Origin of the sequence: Rhodococcus sp. Z13 (assembly GCF_025837095.1) — a bacterium.
In the GTDB taxonomy this organism is placed as follows: Bacteria; Actinomycetota; Actinomycetes; order Mycobacteriales; family Mycobacteriaceae; genus Rhodococcus; species Rhodococcus sacchari.
Window position 1 is genome coordinate 2,718,759 of record NZ_CP107551.1, and the last position, 16,700, is coordinate 2,735,458.

Sequence of the window (16,700 nt, forward strand, 5' to 3'; positions counted from 1 at the left end):
AGGAGAACACATGATCAACGCGATCGTCCTGATCGATGCCGAGGCACACCGTATCCCCGAGACCGCACAGGCGGTCGCCGATCTCGACGGCGTCGACACCGTGTACTCCTGCGCGGGCGACGTCGATCTCGTCGCCATCGTCCGGGTCCGCGATCACGAGCAGATCGCCGAGGTCGTCACCCGGGGCATCAACAAGGTGGAGGGCGTGACGAACACCGTCACCCACATCGCGTTCCAGTCGTACTCGAGCGCCGACGTCGAGGCCGGCTTCTCCATCGGGAGCTGACCGCCTCATCCGGACACACGGACAGGAGGGCCTGCACTCGTCGAGTGCAGGCCCTCCTGTCGTTGTCTACAGCCCTGTCGGTCACAGCCCTGTCGGTCACAGCGCTGTCGGTCACAGCGCTGTCGGTCACAGCGCTGTCGTCACAGCGCTCCCGCTCAGTCGCGCGCGGGCGCGATGCGGTTGGTCACCTCGACCCAGCGCTCGAGCACCTTCGCCGCGGCGCCGCTGTCGATGGCGGTCGCAGCGGTCTCGATACCCGCGGCGAGGGCGTCCTCGAGCCGGCCCTCGATGCCACGGAAGGCCGCGATCGCACCGGCCGCGTTGAGCAGGACGGCGTCGCGCACCGGCCCGGTCTCGCCGGCCAGCAACGCCCGCGCCACCGCGGCGTTCTCCTCGGCGTCACCGCCGCGCAGCGCGTCCAGCGGCACGCGATCGATACCGACGTCCCGCGGATCGAGGGTGACCACCCGGATCTCGCCGTCACGGACGATGTGCACCGTGGACGTGGTGGACGTGGTGAGCTCGTCGAGACCGTCGTCGCCGCGCACCACCAGCGCCGAGTTGCCGCGCTGGGCGAGCACACCGGCGACGGTGCCGATCAGGCCCTCGAAGGCGCAGCCGATCAGACCCGCGCGCGGACGCGCCGGGTTGGTCAGCGGGCCGAGCACGTTGAAGGCCGTGGGGATACCGATCTGTTTGCGCGGCGCGGCCGCGAACCGCAGCGCCGGATGGAAGAGAGGAGCGAAGCAGAAGCCGATCCCGGCCTCGGCGACCGACTGCGCGACCTCCTCCGGTCCGAGGTCGATATGCACGCCGAGGGCCTCGAGCACGTCGGCGCCACCGCTCTTGGACGACGCCGCGCGGTTGCCATGCTTGACGACCCGGATGCCGGTCGCGGCCACGACCAGCGAGGACATCGTCGAGATGTTCACGGTGCCGGCCCGGTCACCGCCGGTGCCGACGATGTCGACGACGTCGTCGTCCACGGGCACCAGCCGGGCGTAGCCGAGCATCGTGTCGGCCAGGGCCTGCAATTCGTCGGGGGTCTCACCCTTCATCTTCAGGGCGACGCCGAACGCGGCGATCTGGGCGGGGGTGGCGTTGTCGGAGAAGATCTCGCTCATCGCCCACTGCGCCTCGGCACGGGTCAGATCCCGTCCGGCCGTCAGCGCGCCGAGAACGGCGGGCCAGCTCGTCGTCACCTCGTCCGCGTCACGCGTCGCGTTCATTCGCACCTGCCCCGCCGCATATCGCTCCCTACCGGGCACCGGCGTGCCCTCCGGACAGCAGCTTAGTCAGCGCTCTGCGGCGGTTGCAGAGCGTCCCATCCGAGGGCGGTCCCGCCGAGCCGCTGGGCGAGCGACGCCATGCGGGACTTCTCCTGGGCGCAGTGCAGCGCGTCGAGGACCTGCACGCGCTGCAGGGTGAGGGCGGCCCGGCCTTCCGCCGCTGCGGCGACCTCCTCGGGAAGCCGATCGGTGACGGCGACGGTGTACCCGTCCTGGGCGGCGAGCTCGGCGGCGCGGTCCACCCCCTCGGCGGGCAGGGACAGATGGTGACGCAGGACTGTCTCGCCCTCCGGATCCCACCGCGGTTCGGCTCCGGAGCCGCGTTCGAGGGCGGTCGAGCACGCCTCCGCGTCGTCGAAGGAGGACACGACGACGACCAGATCGTCACGCGCCGCGTCGAGCGGTTCGCTGCGCCGGCCGAAGAGGGCGCGCAGCCGCGCCCCGAGGCCTTTCCCCGTACTCATGGGACCACCTTCGCACGGCGCCCGATTCGTCGCCTCCGTACCCCTGTCGCATCGCTTCCGCTCGGTGGCACAGGGCGTCCACCTGGTGAAACTTCGGTGCCGGAGCTGCACGGACGCGCCGATTTCGGCCCCGATTGCCCAAGACGTACTACGACGGGTCATACTAGCCAGCGTGACGAGCGCAGTAGGGACTTCAGGATCTGCAATCACACAGCGCGTGCACTCGTTGAACCGGCCCAACCTGGTCAGCGTCGGCACCATCGTGTGGTTGTCCAGTGAGCTCATGTTTTTTGCGGGGCTCTTCGCCATGTACTTCGTGGCGCGGGCCCAAGCGCCGGAGGGCATGTGGCCTCCGCCTCCGACCGAGTTGAACCTGTGGCTCGCCGTTCCGGTGACCACGGTCCTCATCGCGTCCTCCTTCACGTGCCAGCTCGGCGTGTTCGCCGCCGAGCGGGGTGACGTGTTCGGACTCCGCCGCTGGTACATCGTCACCCTCGCCATGGGCACCTTCTTCGTGCTCGGCCAGGGTTACGAGTACATCCACCTGGTGGAGCACGGCACGACCATCCCCGGCTCCGTGTACGGCTCGGTGTTCTACATGACCACCGGCTTCCACGGCATGCACGTGATCGGCGGCCTCATCGCCTTCGTGTTCCTGTTGGTCCGTACCCGGGTCAGCAAGTTCACGCCTGCCCAGGCCACTGCAGCCATCGTCGTTTCGTATTACTGGCACTTCGTCGACATCGTGTGGATCGCCCTGTTTGCCACGATCTATTTCATCCGTTAGCCAGCTGAACGCACAGGCAGCCCCCTGACGTCCAGTCCGTCCCGACATACAAAAAGGGATACAGATGAGTTCATCCCCACCTCTCGCCTCCGAGGGTGACATGCCCGGTCAAACCTCGGCAGCCTCCGCTGCCAAGTCCCGCCGCCAGCGCAAGATGCGCCGTCGCATCACCGGAGCGCTGGTCCTCGCGCTCGGGCTGCTGAGCGCCGGCTTCATCGCCTCCGCTGTGACGCCTGCTCCACAGGTCGCGACGGCGCAGGACGATCAGAGCGCACTGATCCGCGAAGGCCAGAAGCTGTACGAGACCTCCTGCGTCACCTGCCACGGTGTCAACCTGCAGGGCGTCCAGGACCGCGGTCCCAGCCTGATCGGTGTCGGTGAGGCGGCCGTGTACTTCCAGGTCTCGTCCGGCCGTATGCCGGCTTCGCGCAACGAAGCGCAGATCGTGCGCAAGGAGCCGAAGTTCGACGCGCACCAGACCGACGCTCTCGGTGCGTACATCCAGGCCAACGGCGGCGGCCCCACGGTCATCCGCGACGAGAACGGTGAGATCGCCACCTCCTCGCTGCGCGGCGACGACATCGGACGCGGTTCCGAGCTGTTCCGCCAGAACTGCGCGTCGTGCCACAACTTCACCGGTCAGGGTGGCGCCCTGTCGTCCGGTAAGTTCGCACCGCCGCTGGCGCCCGCGAGCGAGCAGCAGATCTACACCGCGATGCTCACCGGCCCCCAGAACATGCCCAAGTTCTCCGACCGCCAGCTGACGGTCGAGGAGAAGCAGGACATCATCGCGTACATCAAGTCCGCCAACGAGACGAAGAACCCGGGCGGCTACGGGCTCGGTGGCTTCGGCCCCGGTGCCGAGGGGCCGACCATGTGGGTCGTCGGCATGGTTGCCGTCGTCGGCGCTGCACTGTGGATCGGAGCTAGGTCATGAGTGGCGGCGAAACGCCGAACAAGCACACTGTCGAGAACCTCGACCAGATGAGCCGGGACGATCTCGTCACCCTCGGTACGAACCTGGACGGGGTCGACGTCGCCTTCCGCAAGGACCGGTGGCCCGTCGAGGGCACCCGCGCCGAGAAGCGTGCGGAGCGCAACGTCGCCTTCTGGTTCGTCCTGGCCGGCCTGTCGGGTATCGCGTTCATTGCGATCTACCTGTTCTGGCCGTGGGAGTACCAATCCATCGGCGAGAAGGACTACGACTGGTACAGCCTGTACACCCCGATGCTCGGCATCACCCTGGGTCTGTCGATCCTCGGCATCGGTGTCGGCGCGGTGCAGTTCACCAAGAAGTTCATCCCCGAGGAGGTGTCGATCCAGGATCGGCACGACGGTGGTTCCTCCGAGGTCGATCGCAAGACGATCGTCGCGGAGCTCGCCGACTCCCTGGAGACCTCGACCCTTCCCCGCCGCAAGCTGATCAAGCGCACCGCCATCTTCGGTGGCGGCGCCCTCGGCCTCGGCCTGATCATGCCGCTCGGTGGCCTGATCAAGAATCCGTGGAAGGAACGGGGCGAGTCGCCGCTGTGGGTGTCGGGCTGGACGCCGCGGTACCCGGGCGAGACGATCTACCTGCGTCGTGACACCGGCCGTCCCCAGGACATCGTCCTGGTGCGTCCGGAGGACCTCGACGCCGGCGGCATGGAGACGGTGTTCCCGTTCCGCGAGTCCGATCGCGGCGACGAGCACGCTCTGCTCGAGAGCCTGCGCGGTATCCGCAACGCCGTCATGCTGATCCGTCTGCGCACCGAGGACACCGAGCGCGTCGTCAAGCGCAAGGGCCAGGAGAGCTTCAACTACGGCGACTACTTCGCCTACTCGAAGATCTGCACCCACCTCGGTTGCCCGACCTCGCTGTACGAGCAGCAGACCAACCGCATCCTGTGCCCGTGCCACCAGTCGCAGTTCGATGCCCTGGAGTACGGCAAGGCGATTTTCGGTCCGGCTGCTCGCGCACTGCCGCAGCTGCCGATTACAGTGAACGAAGAGGGCTTCCTGGTCGCCAACGGTGACTTCATCGAGCCACTCGGCCCGGCCTTCTGGGAGCGTCGATCGTGAGTACTTCAACCCAATCCCGTGCCGCGCACATCGGCGAGAATCTCGATTCCCGCTACCACCTGTCCGCGGGTATCCGTCGTCAGATCAACAAGGTGTTCCCCACCCACTGGTCCTTCCTGCTGGGTGAGATCGCGCTGTACAGCTTCGTCATCCTGTTGATCTCGGGTGTCTTCCTCACCCTGTTCTTCGACCCGTCGATGGCCCACGTGGTCTACGACGGCGTCTACACGCCGCTGCGTGGTGTGGGCATGTCCCGCGCCTACGAGACGACCCTGAACCTGTCGTTCGAGGTCCGCGGTGGTCTGTTCGTCCGCCAGATCCACCACTGGGCGGCACTGATGTTCGCGGCGTCGATCATCGTGCACCTGCTGCGCATCTTCTTCACCGGTGCGTTCCGCCGCCCGCGTGAGGCGAACTGGGTGATCGGCTCGCTGCTGCTCATCCTGGCGATGTTCGAGGGCTTCTTCGGTTACTCGCTCCCCGACGACCTGCTCTCCGGTACGGGTCTGCGGGCCGCCTTCTCGGGCATCACGCTGTCGGTCCCGATCATCGGCACCTGGCTGCACTGGGCGATCTTCGGCGGCGACTTCCCCGGCGATCTGATCATCCCGCGCTTCTACGTGCTGCACGTGCTGCTCGTCCCGGGCATCATCCTGGCCCTGATCGCCGCGCACCTCGCGCTGGTCTGGTACCAGAAGCACACCCAGTTCCCCGGCCCCGCCCGGACCGAACAGAACGTCGTGGGTGTCCGCATCCTCCCGGTGTTCGCCGTCAAGTCGGGTGCCTTCTTCGCGATGACCTTCGCGGTCCTCGCCCTGATGAGCGGTCTGTTCCAGATCAACCCGGTCTGGTACCTCGGCCCGTACAACCCGTCGCAGGTCTCCGCCGGCTCGCAGCCGGACATCTACATGATGTGGACGGACGGCATGGCCCGTATCTGGCCGGCCTGGGAGCTGTACCCGTTCGGCCGGTACACGATCCCGCAGCCGTTCTGGATCGCGCTGATCATGGGCCTCGTCTTCGTGGTCCTCACGGTCTACCCGTGGATCGAGAAGAAGCTGACCAAGGACGACGCGCACCACAACCTGCTGCAGCGTCCTCGCGACGTGCCGGTCCGTACCGGCCTCGGGTTCATGGCGCTGGCCTTCTACGGTGTGGCCACGATCATGTGCATCAACGACCTCATCGCGTTCAAGTTCGACATCTCGATCAACGCGACGACGTGGATGGGTCGTATCGGCCTGGTCATCCTGCCGCCGCTGGCGTACTTCATCGCCTACCGCTTCTGCCTGGCACTTCAGCGCAGCGACCGCCAGGTCCTGGAGCACGGCGTGGAGACGGGCATCGTCCGTCGCCTGCCGCACGGTGAGTACATCGAGATCCACCAGCCGCTCGGCCCGGTCGACGAGCACGGCCACCCGGTTCCGCTGGAGTACCAGGGTGCTCCGGTCCCGAAGCGGATGAACAAGCTCGGTACCGCCGGCAAGCCCGGCTCCGGCAGCTGGTGGAGCCCGGACCCGGCCGACGAGGCCGCCGCGCTCGAGGCCGCGCACCACGAGGCCGAGCTCGAGCTGCGGAACACGCTCCGCGAGTACCAGGAGCGCATCCACGGCAACGGCGACGGTGCCAAGGAGCTGCCCGAGAAGTCGCACTGACACTCGGTAGCGAACGAGTCACCTCGTAAAGGGGCCCCGGACCTTCACGGTCCGGGGCCCCTTTCGTTGCTGCGCCGATTCCTCTGTGCCGAATCTTCTGTGTCGAATCTTCTGTGTCGAATCTTCTGGGCCGAATCGGCAGACCCCTCCCCTCCTCCACCGGTTATGGTCCGGATGTCTTGACCTTGACACCGTGACAGGCACTCGAATGGGTCGGTGAAGGAGGTGTCTTCCATGAGCACCCACCACGACCCGTCCGTCCGCGTCCCCACCCGAGTCCCCACCCGCGTCTCCGCCCCGGTCCCCATCGGTGTCCTCACTGTCGCCCTGACCGCCGCGGACACCCCGGTACGGCTGCGCGCAGCGCTCGAACTGGGGACCGCCGCCGACCCGCACACCGCCCGGGCGCTCGTCGAGCGGTGTGCCGTGGAACCGGACTTCTACGTCCGCGACATGCTGACCTGGGCGCTGTGCCGCCTCCCCGCCAGGATCACCGTGCCGCTCCTGCTCGCCGAGCTGGGGGCGGAGGGGACGCAGGCACGCAGCCAGGCCCTGCACACCCTCTCCAAGATCGGTGACCGGTCGGCCTGGCCCGGCGTGGCACGAATGCTGCACGACCCGCACGACGAGATCGCCCGCAGCGCGTGGCGGGCCGCGGTCGTCCTCGTCCCGGACGGGCAGGAGCCGCGGCTCGCCGCCGAGCTGGCCGGCGAACTCGGTCGCGGCGACCGGGAGGTCCGGCTGAGCCTGAGCCGGGCGCTCGCCGCCCTGGACGAGGCCGCTGTCCCCGCCCTGGAGGCCGCAGCGGCCCATCCCGACCCGCAGGTCCGGGCCCATGCGGCGGCCACCGAGCGGATCCGGGTCGATCCCGACAGTAGCTTCGACCTCGCGGTGGAGACCGCACACCGGATCGCGGTGACGGACCCCGACGGCTCCCGGGAGGTGACGTGATGCTCATCGGCGAGGTCTCGCAGCGGTCCGGGGTCAGCACACGGATGCTGCGGCACTACGACCGTCTCGGTCTGGTGTCGCCCACGGGCCGTACCGCGGGCGGCTACCGCGAGTACACCGATGACGACCTGCGTCGGCTGTTCCATGTGGAGAGCCTGCGCAGCCTCGGGATGTCGCTGCGGGAGGTGGGACGGGCGCTGGAGGACCCGACGTTCGCCCCGGCCGAACTGGTGCAGGAACTGATCCGGCACACTCAGGAGCGGATCGCGGCGGAGACGGAACTGCTCGCCCGCCTCGAAGGGGTCGGTGCGTCCTCCCCCACCGCCTGGGACGACGTGCTGCGCCTCGTCGCCCTGCTCCGCGCCTTCGAATCCGACTCCGGTTCCCGGCGTCAGCAGGCGGTGCTGTCGCAGACCGAGTCGGCGCCTCTTCCCGTCGATGCGCTGGTGGAGGCGGTGCTGACGGAGGAGAACGCATTCGTTGCAGGGGCACTGCGGTGGTCGCTGGCACGCAGCGGAACCGCGGCGCTCCCGGGGCTGGAGGCGGGGCTGGGCTCCCCCGACCCGCGCGTGCGCCGGCGGGCGATCGCCGCGCTCACCGAGATCCGTCTCCCGGAGGCCACCGCGCTGCTGCGCCGGGCCCTCGACGACGGCGACCGTACCGCCCGCACGTCGGCGGCCCTCGCGTTGGGTTTCCGCGGTGTGCAGGAGGCCGTCCCGGTGCTACTGGAGACGATCGTGGAGGGCCGGAAGGACGTCGAGGCGTCGGAGGTGCTCGGTGGGCTGGCCGACCGGTCGGTGCCGTCCGCGGAGATCGTGCGGTCCGTGCTGCGGGCCCTCGACGCGTCGTCCGATCCCCGCACGCGGCTGCGGCTCACCCAGACCCTCGCGGAGATCCCCGGGGACGCGGCCCACGACGCCCTGCTCGCCCTCACCGCCGACCGGGACCGCACGGTGGCGGCAACGGCGGCGGTCGCCCTCACGACCCGCCGAGGAGCACGCAGGGCCTGAGAATGCGCGACGGGCGCCGCACCCGAAGGTGCGGCGCCCGTGCGAGCGGGGTGTACGAGAGGCTCAGTGCTTCTCGGGGCCGAGGTGGTACTCGAACACCAGACCGGCAGCCGACGCGACGATCAGCACGACCGCGACGACGATCAGCCAGGGCTGGAAGAACGCCAGCGCGATGGCGGCGAAGGCGGCCGCACCGGCCAGAAGGATGGGCCAGAAGCTACCGGCACTGAAGAAGCCCAGGTCGCCGGCGCCGTCGCTGACCTCGGCGTCCTCGTAGTCCTCCGGACGGGTGTCGAGACGACGAGCGACGAACCGGAAGTACGTTCCGACGATCAGGGTCAGGCCCGCGGAGAGGACGATGGCCGTCAGACCCGCCCACTCGATGCCCTTGTCCGAGAGGCCGGTGAACGTGCCGTACACGATGGCGACGAGCACGAAGAACACCGTCACGACCTCGAAGAGCTTGGCTTCGATCTTCATATCAGCACTTGTCCTTGTCGGTGAGAGGTGGCCGTCACTCGCCGGCGGCGACGGAGGCCGACCGGTCCGTACGATCGGTCTTGAACGGGGTCGTCGAGGTTGCGATCGGGCTCTGGCCGATGGCCTCAAGCGCGGCGGCGTTCGACAGGCCCTGGCCGCCGTCCTCGACCGGCTTACGGAGCTCGATGTACCGGGCGAAGTCCTCGGGGCTGACCGCGCGGACCTCGAAGTTCATCATCGCGTGGTAGGTGCCGCACATCTCGGCGCAGCGGCCCACGAACGCACCCTCGCGCTCGATCTCGGAGATCTGGAAGACCGGATCGGAGTTGTTCTCGATCGGGTTCGGGTTCACGTCCCGCTTGAACAGGAACTCGGGGACCCAGAACGCGTGGATGACGTCCGACGACGCGAGCTGGAACTCGATGCGCTTGCCGGTGGGCAGAACGAGGACCGGGATCTCCTCGCTGGTGCCGATCGTCTCGATCTTGTCGTAGTGCAGGTAGGAGAGATCCTCCGTGGGCTTGCCGTGGATCGGGGGAACCTCGGCATGCTCGTCGTGGTCGCCCTCGATGCCCAGCTCGTAGGGCTGCAGGGCCATCGCGTCCTGGGCTTCCTGATCGGTGCCGTCGTAACGCGCGGTACCGTCACCGAGATCGACGGTGCGGTAACCGAACTTCCAGTTCCATTGGAACGCCGTGACGTCGACCACGACGTTCGGGTTGTCCTCCTTCTCGAGGACGTAGTTCTGCACCACGACGGTGAAGTAGAAGAGCACACACACGGCCACGAACGGAGCCGCGGTGTACGCGAGCTCGAGGGGCACGTTGTACGCCGTCTGGCGGGGGAACTCGGGGTCACCCTTGCGCCGGCGGTAGGCAGCCACCACCCAGAAGGTCAGGCCCCACACCAGAATGCCCATGACGAGGGCGGCGATCACCGACCACGTCCAGAGCTCACGCATACGCTCGGCCTGAGGAGTGACCCCCTCCGGCCAGCCGAAACGAAGGACTTCTTCGCTAGAACACCCGGTCAGCACCAAGGCTGCAATGCCGAGTGATGCTGCGAGCCCGAACCGCCGAAGGATCCGACCTTGCGCCACGTTCACGCCTTCCTGATCGCCGCAATTCCACTAGGGCACACCCGGAGGGCCAGCCCAATTACTACGCAGCGTAGACCAAACCCGGACGCAATCCATCGTCGGGGCACGAAGAAAGTGCCGGAGTGGGCGAAACGCCCGGAAGACGTACCTCGTGACCAGCGGTTCCCCGATCCGACGGTCCCTGCTCCGTCGTACGGCCGCCTGCCCGACTCGACCGTCTGCGGCATACTCCAGTAGAACCAACGCCGGACCCCGAGAGGAAGTTCCCGGTGTCACGCGCGGTGCGGTGTCCTGCGCTGTGCGCCCATCGGGGTTCGTTCGTGACACCCCGACCGGAATGAGGTAACCCACGCGTGTGCGGATTGCTCGGGTTTCTGACCACTGACGGCACCACCGACGACGCCGTCGCCCAGGTGGGCTCCGCAATGCACTGCCTGCGTCATCGCGGGCCCGACGAGCACGGCACCTGGCACGACGCCGACCTGGTCCTCGGATTCAACCGCCTGTCGATCATCGACATCGCGCATTCGCACCAGCCGCTGCGCTGGGGACCCCCGGAACAGCCCGACCGGTATGCGCTGACGTTCAACGGTGAGATCTACAACTACCTCGAACTGCGCGAGGAGCTCACCGAGAAGTTCGGTGCCGCCTTCGCCACCGAGGGCGACAGCGAGACCATCGTCGCGGCCTACCACCACTGGGGTGAGCGGGCCGTGCAGAAGCTGCGCGGCATGTTCGCCTTCGCGATCTGGGACACCCACACCCGTGAGCTGTTCCTCGCCCGCGATCCCTTCGGCATCAAGCCGCTGTTCATCGCGACCGGCCCGAACGGCACCGTCTTCGGTAGCGAGAAGAAGAGCCTGCTCGAGCTCGCCGATCTCGTCGGCATCGACACCGAACTCGACGCGCGGGCGATCGAGCACTACACGGTGCTCCAGTACGTCCCCGAGCCGGAGACCCTGCACCGCAGCATCCGGCGCCTCGAATCGGGCTGCCACGCGCGTCTGCGGCCCGGTTCCGAGCCGGAGATCACCCGCTACTTCCACCCGACCTTCCCGGTGCGGCCGTTCGCGGCCGGCCGCGAGCAGGACCGCTACCGCGAGATCGCCGAGGCGCTCGAGGACTCGGTGGCCAAGCACATGCGGGCCGACGTGACGGTCGGGTCGTTCCTCTCGGGCGGCATCGACTCCACCGCCATCGCCGCGCTGGCGATGCGCCACAACCCCAAGCTCATCACCTTCACCGCCGGTTTCGAGCGGGAGGGCTACTCCGAGGTCGACGTCGCCGCCGAGTCGGCCGCGGCGATCGGTGCCCGGCACGTGGTGCGGGTGGTCTCCCCCGCCGAGTTCGCCGCGGCGATCCCGGAGATCATCTGGTACCTCGACGACCCGGTGGCCGACCCGGCACTCGTGCCGCTGTGGTTCATCGCCCGCGAGGCCCGCAAGCACGTCAAGGTCGTGCTGTCCGGTGAGGGCGCCGACGAGCTGTTCGGCGGCTACACCATCTACCGCGAGCCGCTGTCGCTGCGCCCGTTCGAGTTCCTCCCGTCGGCGCTGCGCCGGGCCGCCGGGAAGCTGTCCGAGCGCATCCCCGAGGGCACCCGCGGCAAGAGCCTGCTGCACCGCGGCTCGATGACCCTCGAGGAGCGCTACTACGGCAATGCCCGCAGCTTCAACGACGCACAGCTGCGCGCGGTGCTGCGCGACTTCCGACCCGAGTGGACCCATCAGGACGTCACCGCGCCGATCTACGCGCAGTCGGCCGGCTGGGATCCGGTCGCCCGGATGCAGCACCTCGACCTGTTCACCTGGCTGCGCGGCGACATCCTCGTCAAGGCCGACAAGATGACGATGGCGAACTCGCTCGAGCTGCGTGTGCCGTTCCTCGACTCCGAGGTGTTCCGGGTGGCGTCGCAGGTGCCGTTGGAGCAGAAGATCACGAAGGACACGACGAAGTACGCGTTGCGTCAGGCTCTCGAGGGCATCGTGCCGCCGCACGTGCTGCACCGCGCGAAGCTGGGCTTCCCGGTGCCGCTGCGGCACTGGCTCGCCGGCACCGAGCTGTTCGACTGGGCGCACGAGGTGATCGCCGAGTCGCAGACCGATCACCTGCTGGACAAGACCGCGGTGACGAAGATGCTCGACGAGCACCGCACCGGCCCGATCGACCACAGCCGCCGCCTGTGGACGGTGCTGTGCTTCATGATCTGGCACGGCATCTTCGTCGAGAAGCGCGTCGTCCCGCAGATCCAGGAACCGGCCTACCCGGTCGAGCTCTGACCGTCACGACGAGAAACGGCCGCGAGCTTCCCACCGGGGCTCGCGGCCGTTCGTCGTCCGCGCGGTGTGTCGGACCGCTCCGCGTCAGGCGCCGAGCACCGCACCGATCTCGTCGGCGGCCTCGGCACCGTAGGCCTCACCGAGACGCTTGAGGGCATCGGCGCGGTCGAAGGTCCATTCCTGGGTGCCGGTGGTCTCGAGGACGTGCACGGCGACCAGGGAGCCGAGCTGCGCGGCGCGCTCGAGGCTCAGGCCGGCGCGGTGACCGAGCAGGAAACCGGCGCGGAAGGCATCGCCCACACCGGTGGGATCGACCTTGGCGCGCTCGGGCACGACACCCACCTGCACCCAGTTGCCGTCGCGGTCGACGATCTTCGCGCCGTCACCGCCGAGGGTGGTGATGCGGAGCCCGACCTTCGCCTGCACCTCGTCCTCGGTGAGACCGGTCTTCTGCAGCAGCAGACCCCACTCGTACTCGTTGGTGAACAGGTACTCGGCGCCGTCGATGAGCTGCTCGGCCTGCTTGCCGTCCAGGCGGGCGAGCTGCTGCGACGGGTCGGCGACGAAGGGGACGCCGAGGCGACGGCACTCCTCGGTGTGGCGGATCATCGCGTCGGGGTCGTTGGCGCCGATCAGCACCAGGTCGACGCCGTGCCGGCGCACGACCTCCTCGATGGAGATCTCGCGGGCCTCCGACATCGCGCCGGGGTAGAACGACGCGATCTGCGCCATGTCGAGGTCGGTGGTGCACACGAACCGCGCGGTGTGGGCGGTGGTCGACACCCGCACCGACGAGCAGTCCACGCCGTGGTCCTCGAGCCACGTCCGGTACTCGGCGAAGTCGGCGCCGACGGCACCGACGAGCACGGGCGATCCCCCGAGAACACCCATCGCGAAGGCGATGTTGCCGCCGACACCGCCGCGCCGCACGACCAGGTCGTCGACGAGGAAGCTGAGCGAGATGTGCGAGAGCTGGTCGGCGAGCAGCTGCTCGGCGAACCGGCCGGGGAAACGCATGAGGTGGTCGGTGGCGATGGAGCCGGTCACGGCGATGGTCACGAGGCTGAGCCTTTCCGTGGATGTCTGGTGATGTGGCTGCTCACACGGAGAGCCGTAGCGGTCCCACGGTACTACCGCGGACACGACGGGACCCCGGTGCCGTTCCGGCACCGGGGTCCCGAGTCACGTTCTCAGTTGAACGAGTCGCCGCAGGCGCACGACCCCGTCGCGTTGGGGTTGTCGATCGTGAAGCCCTGCTTCTCGATGGTGTCGACGAAGTCGATGGACGCACCCTCGACGTAGGGGGCGCTCATCCGGTCGACGACGAGGTTCACACCGCCGAACTCCTTGGTGAGGTCGCCGTCGAGCGTGCGATCGTCGAAGAACAGCTGGTACCGCAGACCCGCGCAGCCGCCGGGCTGAACGGCGATACGCAGTGCCAGGTCGTCACGGCCCTCCTGATCGAGCAGTGCCTTCGCCTTGGCAGCGGCAGCCTCGGTCAGGATGACGCCGTGAGTGTCGGTCTCTTGCTGCACAGTCATGGGCGCTCCCTGTCGTTCGTATCCAAACCCGGTTGCTTCAACGGTACCGTGCCGGAATCTATTCCTCGTGGTCGAGGCGCGTGGGTCCTCGGCCGCGGGTGGTGAGCCTCGCGGATTTTCCGCTTCCCTCGACTATCCCATAGCCTGGTGGTGTGAAGTTGCTACGCCGCGGTGGTTCCGACGACTCTGCCGATCACGAGGTCCCTGCGACCGAGACCGCTCAGGCTGCGGCTCCCGAGGAGCCGGCGCCTGCGAAGACGACCGGTAAGGGACGCCCGACGCCCAAGCGACGCGACGCCGAGAACCGGCGGCGCGGTCCCGTCGCGCCCGCCCCCCTGACGGCGAAGGAGGCGCGCGAGCGGCGCAAGGCGCTGCGCAAGTCCCAGACCAAGGAGGAGCGCAAGGCGGCCGCCGCCCAGCGGCGCTCCGAAGCGGCGGAACGCCGCAACCGGATGCTCGCCGGTGAGGAGAAGTACCTCCTGCCCCGCGACCGCGGCCCGGTCCGCGCGTACGTGCGCGATCTCGTCGACAGCCGGCGCAATCTCGTCGGTCTGTTCATGCCGCTCGCGCTGGTGCTGATCCTGTCCATGTTCCTGGGCCCGGTGGTGCAGCAGTACGTCACCCTCGCGATGTTCGTGATGATGCTGCTGATGGTCATCGAGGGCGTCTACCTGGGCCGCATGGTGAACAAGAAGGCCCGCGAGCGCTTCCCCGACTCCACGGACGGCGGCTTCGGTCTCGGCTGGTACGCCTTCGTGCGTGCCTCCCAGATCCGGAAGCTGCGGGCCCCGCTGCCCCGGGTCGAGCCCGGCGACGCCGTCTGACGAACCTCACACCTCCGGAGGGCGGGGCGGCGCGGACGGATTGATAGCGTCACACGGTGATTTCCCACGCGAGAGGTGACCTGTGACAACCGGTTCCGAATCCCCCACCGACGTCGTCTTCCCCCGGGTCGTCGCACCCGACCTCGAGGCCCGGGTGCAGGCCGAGGAGCGCCAGCGGGATCTGACGAAGCCGGCGGGATCCCTCGGCCGTCTCGAGGATCTCGGCTGCTGGGTGGCCGCCTGCCAGGGCGAGGTCCCGCCGCATCCCTTCCGCCGTCCGCGGGTCGTGGTGTTCGCCGGCGACCACGGGGTGGCCCGTCACGGCGTGTCCGCCTATCCGCCCGAGGTCACCGCGCAGATGGTCGCGAACCTCGCCTCCGGTGGTGCGGCCGTCAACGTCCTCGCGAACGCGGCCGGTGCCGGTGTGCGCGTGGTGGACATGGCGGTCGACTGTGACACCTCCCCCGAGGTCTCGCAGTACAAGATCCGTCGCTCGAGCGGCCGCATCGACCGTGAGGACGCGCTGACCCACGAGGAGACCGTCCGCGCGATCGAGGTCGGCCGCGGTCTCGCCGACCGTGAGGTCGACGAGGGCGCGGACCTGCTCGTCGCCGGCGACATGGGCATCGGCAACACCACCCCGGCGACCGTGCTCATCGCCACCCTCACCGCCACCGAACCCGTCGCCGCCGTCGGTCGCGGCACCGGGATCGACGACAAGGGCTGGATGCGCAAGGTCACGGCGATCCGGGATGCGATGCGCCGTGCCCGGCCCCACGTGAAGGATCCCGTCGCCCTGCTGCGCACCGCCGGCGGCGCCGACTTCGCGGCGATGGCCGGTTTCCTCGCCCAGGCCGCGGTGCGCCGCACCCCGGTGATCCTCGACGGTGTCGTCGTCACCGCCGCTGCGATGGTCGCAGAGGAGATGGCTCCCGGCGCCGCACGCTGGTGGGTGGCCGGGCACCGGTCCGTCGAACCCGCCCACAGTCTCGCCCTGCGCCACCTGCGTCTCGACCCGATCGTCGAGCTGGACATGCGGCTCGGTGAGGGTTCCGGTGCGGTGACGGCACTGCCGATCCTGCAGGGCGCCGTCGCGATCCTGGCGCAGATGGCGACCTTCTCCGAGGCCGGTGTGAGCACTCGCGACGAGTCCGCGCCGACCCCGATCGACTGATGCTCCGGCGCTGGACCGGCGGGGTGGCACTGGCACTGTCCTGGCTGACGGTGCTCCCCTTCCGCGGGCCGTCCGAGATCGATCGTGCGGTCGCCGCGCGCGCCATCACCGCCGCCCCCGTGGCCGGTGCCGTGCTCGGCGCCGCGGCCGCGGTGGTGTGCCTGCTCACGTCGGGTCTCGGCGCTCCCGCCCTGGTGACGGGTCTGCTGTGCGTCGGTGTGCTCGCCGTCGGCACCCGCGGGATGCACGTCGACGGGTTGAGCGACACCGCCGACGGTCTCGGATGCTACGGCCCGCCCGAGCGGGCACGCGAGGTGATGCACGGTGGCGGTGCAGGCCCGTTCGGGGTGGCCGCGCTCGTCGTCGTACTCGGACTGCAGGCCGCGTCCTTCGGAACCCTCGCCGACGCCCGCGCGTGGACGGCGGTGGCCGTCGCCGTGTTCACCGGACGGGTCGCGGTGGTGCTCGCCTGCCGGCGCGGCATCGACGCCGCACCGGGCAGTGGATTCGGCACGCTCGTCGCCGGGAGCCAGGGGCCGGTCGCGGCCGTGCTGTGGCCGCTCGCGGCGGCCGTGCTCGCGGCGGTGTGGCTGCCCGGTCCCTGGTGGGCGGGACCGCTCGTCGTGGCGGTGGTGCTCCTGGTGTCCGTGCCGTTCGTCCGGCACTGCGCGACCCGCTTCGGGGGCCTGAACGGGGACGTCCTCGGAGCGGTCACCGAGGGCACGGTCGCCGCGATCGCGGTGGCCGCCACCTGCCTGCTCTGAGCGGCTTCGCCACCTATGCCGCGGGGCGTCACCGGA

At 69.0% G+C, this 16,700-nt stretch carries 17 protein-coding genes; 11 read left to right on the top strand and 6 right to left on the bottom strand.

Translation table 11 applies throughout. The annotated features are described in order from the left end of the window. The first annotated feature begins 10 nt into the window (after nucleotides 1-10). The gene (locus tag OED52_RS12365; protein WP_264151181.1) at nucleotides 11-286 is read left to right on the top strand and encodes an Lrp/AsnC family transcriptional regulator; all 276 of its coding nucleotides are present in this window, start codon (nucleotides 11-13) and stop codon (nucleotides 284-286) included. 155 nt (nucleotides 287-441) lie between these two features. Here OED52_RS12365 and trpD read toward each other — a convergent pair whose 3' ends face one another. Both trpD and OED52_RS12375 read right to left on the bottom strand, forming a co-directional pair. Beyond that, on the bottom strand, nucleotides 442-1,515 hold the full coding sequence (trpD, locus tag OED52_RS12370; RefSeq protein WP_264151182.1) for an anthranilate phosphoribosyltransferase: 1,074 nt from the start codon (nucleotides 1,513-1,515) through the stop codon (nucleotides 442-444). Nucleotides 1,516-1,577: 62 nt separating this feature from the next. After that, complete coding sequence (locus tag OED52_RS12375) at nucleotides 1,578-2,039, bottom strand: ribonuclease E inhibitor RraB (protein WP_264151183.1); 462 nt, start codon at nucleotides 2,037-2,039, stop codon at nucleotides 1,578-1,580. 172 nt (nucleotides 2,040-2,211) lie between these two features. On the opposite strand from OED52_RS12375, the gene ctaE reads away from it, so the two are divergent. From ctaE to OED52_RS12405, 6 genes are all read left to right on the top strand, one after another. Beyond that, nucleotides 2,212-2,826 (top strand): aa3-type cytochrome oxidase subunit III, encoded by a 615-nt coding sequence (gene ctaE, locus OED52_RS12380; protein WP_264151184.1) that lies wholly within the window; start codon nucleotides 2,212-2,214, stop codon nucleotides 2,824-2,826. A 64-nt stretch (nucleotides 2,827-2,890) separates the two neighbouring features. Beyond that, nucleotides 2,891-3,763, top strand: a complete 873-nt coding sequence (qcrC, locus tag OED52_RS12385) for a cytochrome bc1 complex diheme cytochrome c subunit (protein WP_264151185.1) — start codon at nucleotides 2,891-2,893, stop codon at nucleotides 3,761-3,763. Further along, complete coding sequence (gene qcrA / locus OED52_RS12390; RefSeq protein ID WP_264151186.1) at nucleotides 3,760-4,887, top strand: cytochrome bc1 complex Rieske iron-sulfur subunit; 1,128 nt, start codon at nucleotides 3,760-3,762, stop codon at nucleotides 4,885-4,887. Before qcrC ends, qcrA begins: the two co-directional genes overlap by 4 nt. Then, the gene (qcrB, locus tag OED52_RS12395) at nucleotides 4,884-6,542 is read left to right on the top strand and encodes a cytochrome bc1 complex cytochrome b subunit (protein WP_264151187.1); all 1,659 of its coding nucleotides are present in this window, start codon (nucleotides 4,884-4,886) and stop codon (nucleotides 6,540-6,542) included. The genes qcrA and qcrB overlap by 4 nt, the downstream gene beginning before the upstream one ends. Before the next feature lie 234 nt (nucleotides 6,543-6,776). After that, nucleotides 6,777-7,493: a HEAT repeat domain-containing protein gene (locus OED52_RS12400; protein WP_264151188.1), complete on the top strand. Its 717-nt coding sequence runs from the start codon at nucleotides 6,777-6,779 to the stop codon at nucleotides 7,491-7,493. Next, the gene (locus OED52_RS12405; RefSeq protein WP_264151189.1) at nucleotides 7,493-8,503 is read left to right on the top strand and encodes a HEAT repeat domain-containing protein; all 1,011 of its coding nucleotides are present in this window, start codon (nucleotides 7,493-7,495) and stop codon (nucleotides 8,501-8,503) included. The genes OED52_RS12400 and OED52_RS12405 overlap by 1 nt, the downstream gene beginning before the upstream one ends. 63 nt (nucleotides 8,504-8,566) lie before the next feature. On the opposite strand, the gene OED52_RS12410 is transcribed toward OED52_RS12405, so the two are convergent. Further along, nucleotides 8,567-8,983: a cytochrome c oxidase subunit 4 gene (locus tag OED52_RS12410; protein WP_264151190.1), complete on the bottom strand. Its 417-nt coding sequence runs from the start codon at nucleotides 8,981-8,983 to the stop codon at nucleotides 8,567-8,569. A 34-nt stretch (nucleotides 8,984-9,017) separates the two neighbouring features. After that, nucleotides 9,018-10,088 carry an aa3-type cytochrome oxidase subunit II gene (ctaC, locus tag OED52_RS12415; RefSeq protein WP_264151191.1) on the bottom strand — a complete coding sequence of 357 codons (1,071 nt, stop codon included), beginning with the start codon at nucleotides 10,086-10,088 and terminating at the stop codon, nucleotides 9,018-9,020. A 347-nt stretch (nucleotides 10,089-10,435) separates the two neighbouring features. Here ctaC and asnB point away from each other — a divergent pair, with 347 nt between their 5' ends. Beyond that, nucleotides 10,436-12,361, top strand: coding sequence for an asparagine synthase (glutamine-hydrolyzing) (asnB, locus tag OED52_RS12420; RefSeq protein ID WP_264151192.1), 1,926 nt, complete (start codon nucleotides 10,436-10,438; stop codon nucleotides 12,359-12,361). 84 nt (nucleotides 12,362-12,445) lie between these two features. Here the strand turns inward: asnB and OED52_RS12425 are convergent, their stop codons facing one another. Together OED52_RS12425 and OED52_RS12430 are read right to left on the bottom strand one after the other, a co-directional pair. Then, nucleotides 12,446-13,420, bottom strand: a complete 975-nt coding sequence (locus OED52_RS12425; protein ID WP_264151193.1) for a carbohydrate kinase family protein — start codon at nucleotides 13,418-13,420, stop codon at nucleotides 12,446-12,448. Nucleotides 13,421-13,551: 131 nt separating this feature from the next. Continuing rightward, nucleotides 13,552-13,902, bottom strand: a complete 351-nt coding sequence (locus tag OED52_RS12430; protein WP_264151194.1) for a HesB/IscA family protein — start codon at nucleotides 13,900-13,902, stop codon at nucleotides 13,552-13,554. A 152-nt stretch (nucleotides 13,903-14,054) separates the two neighbouring features. Here OED52_RS12430 and OED52_RS12435 point away from each other — a divergent pair, with 152 nt between their 5' ends. The 3 genes from OED52_RS12435 (at nucleotide 14,055) to OED52_RS12445 (ending at nucleotide 16,664) form a co-directional block, all read left to right on the top strand. Continuing rightward, on the top strand, nucleotides 14,055-14,726 hold the full coding sequence (locus OED52_RS12435; protein ID WP_264151195.1) for a DUF3043 domain-containing protein: 672 nt from the start codon (nucleotides 14,055-14,057) through the stop codon (nucleotides 14,724-14,726). Nucleotides 14,727-14,808: 82 nt separating this feature from the next. After that, nucleotides 14,809-15,900 (top strand): nicotinate-nucleotide--dimethylbenzimidazole phosphoribosyltransferase, encoded by a 1,092-nt coding sequence (gene cobT, locus OED52_RS12440; RefSeq protein ID WP_264151196.1) that lies wholly within the window; start codon nucleotides 14,809-14,811, stop codon nucleotides 15,898-15,900. After that, nucleotides 15,900-16,664 (top strand): adenosylcobinamide-GDP ribazoletransferase, encoded by a 765-nt coding sequence (locus tag OED52_RS12445; protein ID WP_264151197.1) that lies wholly within the window; start codon nucleotides 15,900-15,902, stop codon nucleotides 16,662-16,664. Before cobT ends, OED52_RS12445 begins: the two co-directional genes overlap by 1 nt. Nucleotides 16,665-16,700: the final 36 nt, after the last annotated feature.

Bases quoted from the DNA above. Each gene is read 5' to 3' on its own strand.
- OED52_RS12365 (WP_264151181.1), top strand. From the start codon at position 11: ATGATCAACGCGATCGTCCTGATCGATGCCGAGGCACACCGTATCCCC.
- trpD (WP_264151182.1), bottom strand. From the start codon at position 1,515: ATGAACGCGACGCGTGACGCGGACGAGGTGACGACGAGCTGGCCCGCC.
- OED52_RS12375 (WP_264151183.1), bottom strand. From the start codon at position 2,039: ATGAGTACGGGGAAAGGCCTCGGGGCGCGGCTGCGCGCCCTCTTCGGC.
- qcrC (WP_264151185.1), top strand. From the start codon at position 2,891: ATGAGTTCATCCCCACCTCTCGCCTCCGAGGGTGACATGCCCGGTCAA.
- qcrA (WP_264151186.1), top strand. From the start codon at position 3,760: ATGAGTGGCGGCGAAACGCCGAACAAGCACACTGTCGAGAACCTCGAC.
- OED52_RS12400 (WP_264151188.1), top strand. From the start codon at position 6,777: ATGAGCACCCACCACGACCCGTCCGTCCGCGTCCCCACCCGAGTCCCC.
- OED52_RS12405 (WP_264151189.1), top strand. From the start codon at position 7,493: ATGCTCATCGGCGAGGTCTCGCAGCGGTCCGGGGTCAGCACACGGATG.
- OED52_RS12410 (WP_264151190.1), bottom strand. From the start codon at position 8,983: ATGAAGATCGAAGCCAAGCTCTTCGAGGTCGTGACGGTGTTCTTCGTG.
- OED52_RS12430 (WP_264151194.1), bottom strand. From the start codon at position 13,902: ATGACTGTGCAGCAAGAGACCGACACTCACGGCGTCATCCTGACCGAG.
- OED52_RS12445 (WP_264151197.1), top strand. From the start codon at position 15,900: ATGCTCCGGCGCTGGACCGGCGGGGTGGCACTGGCACTGTCCTGGCTG.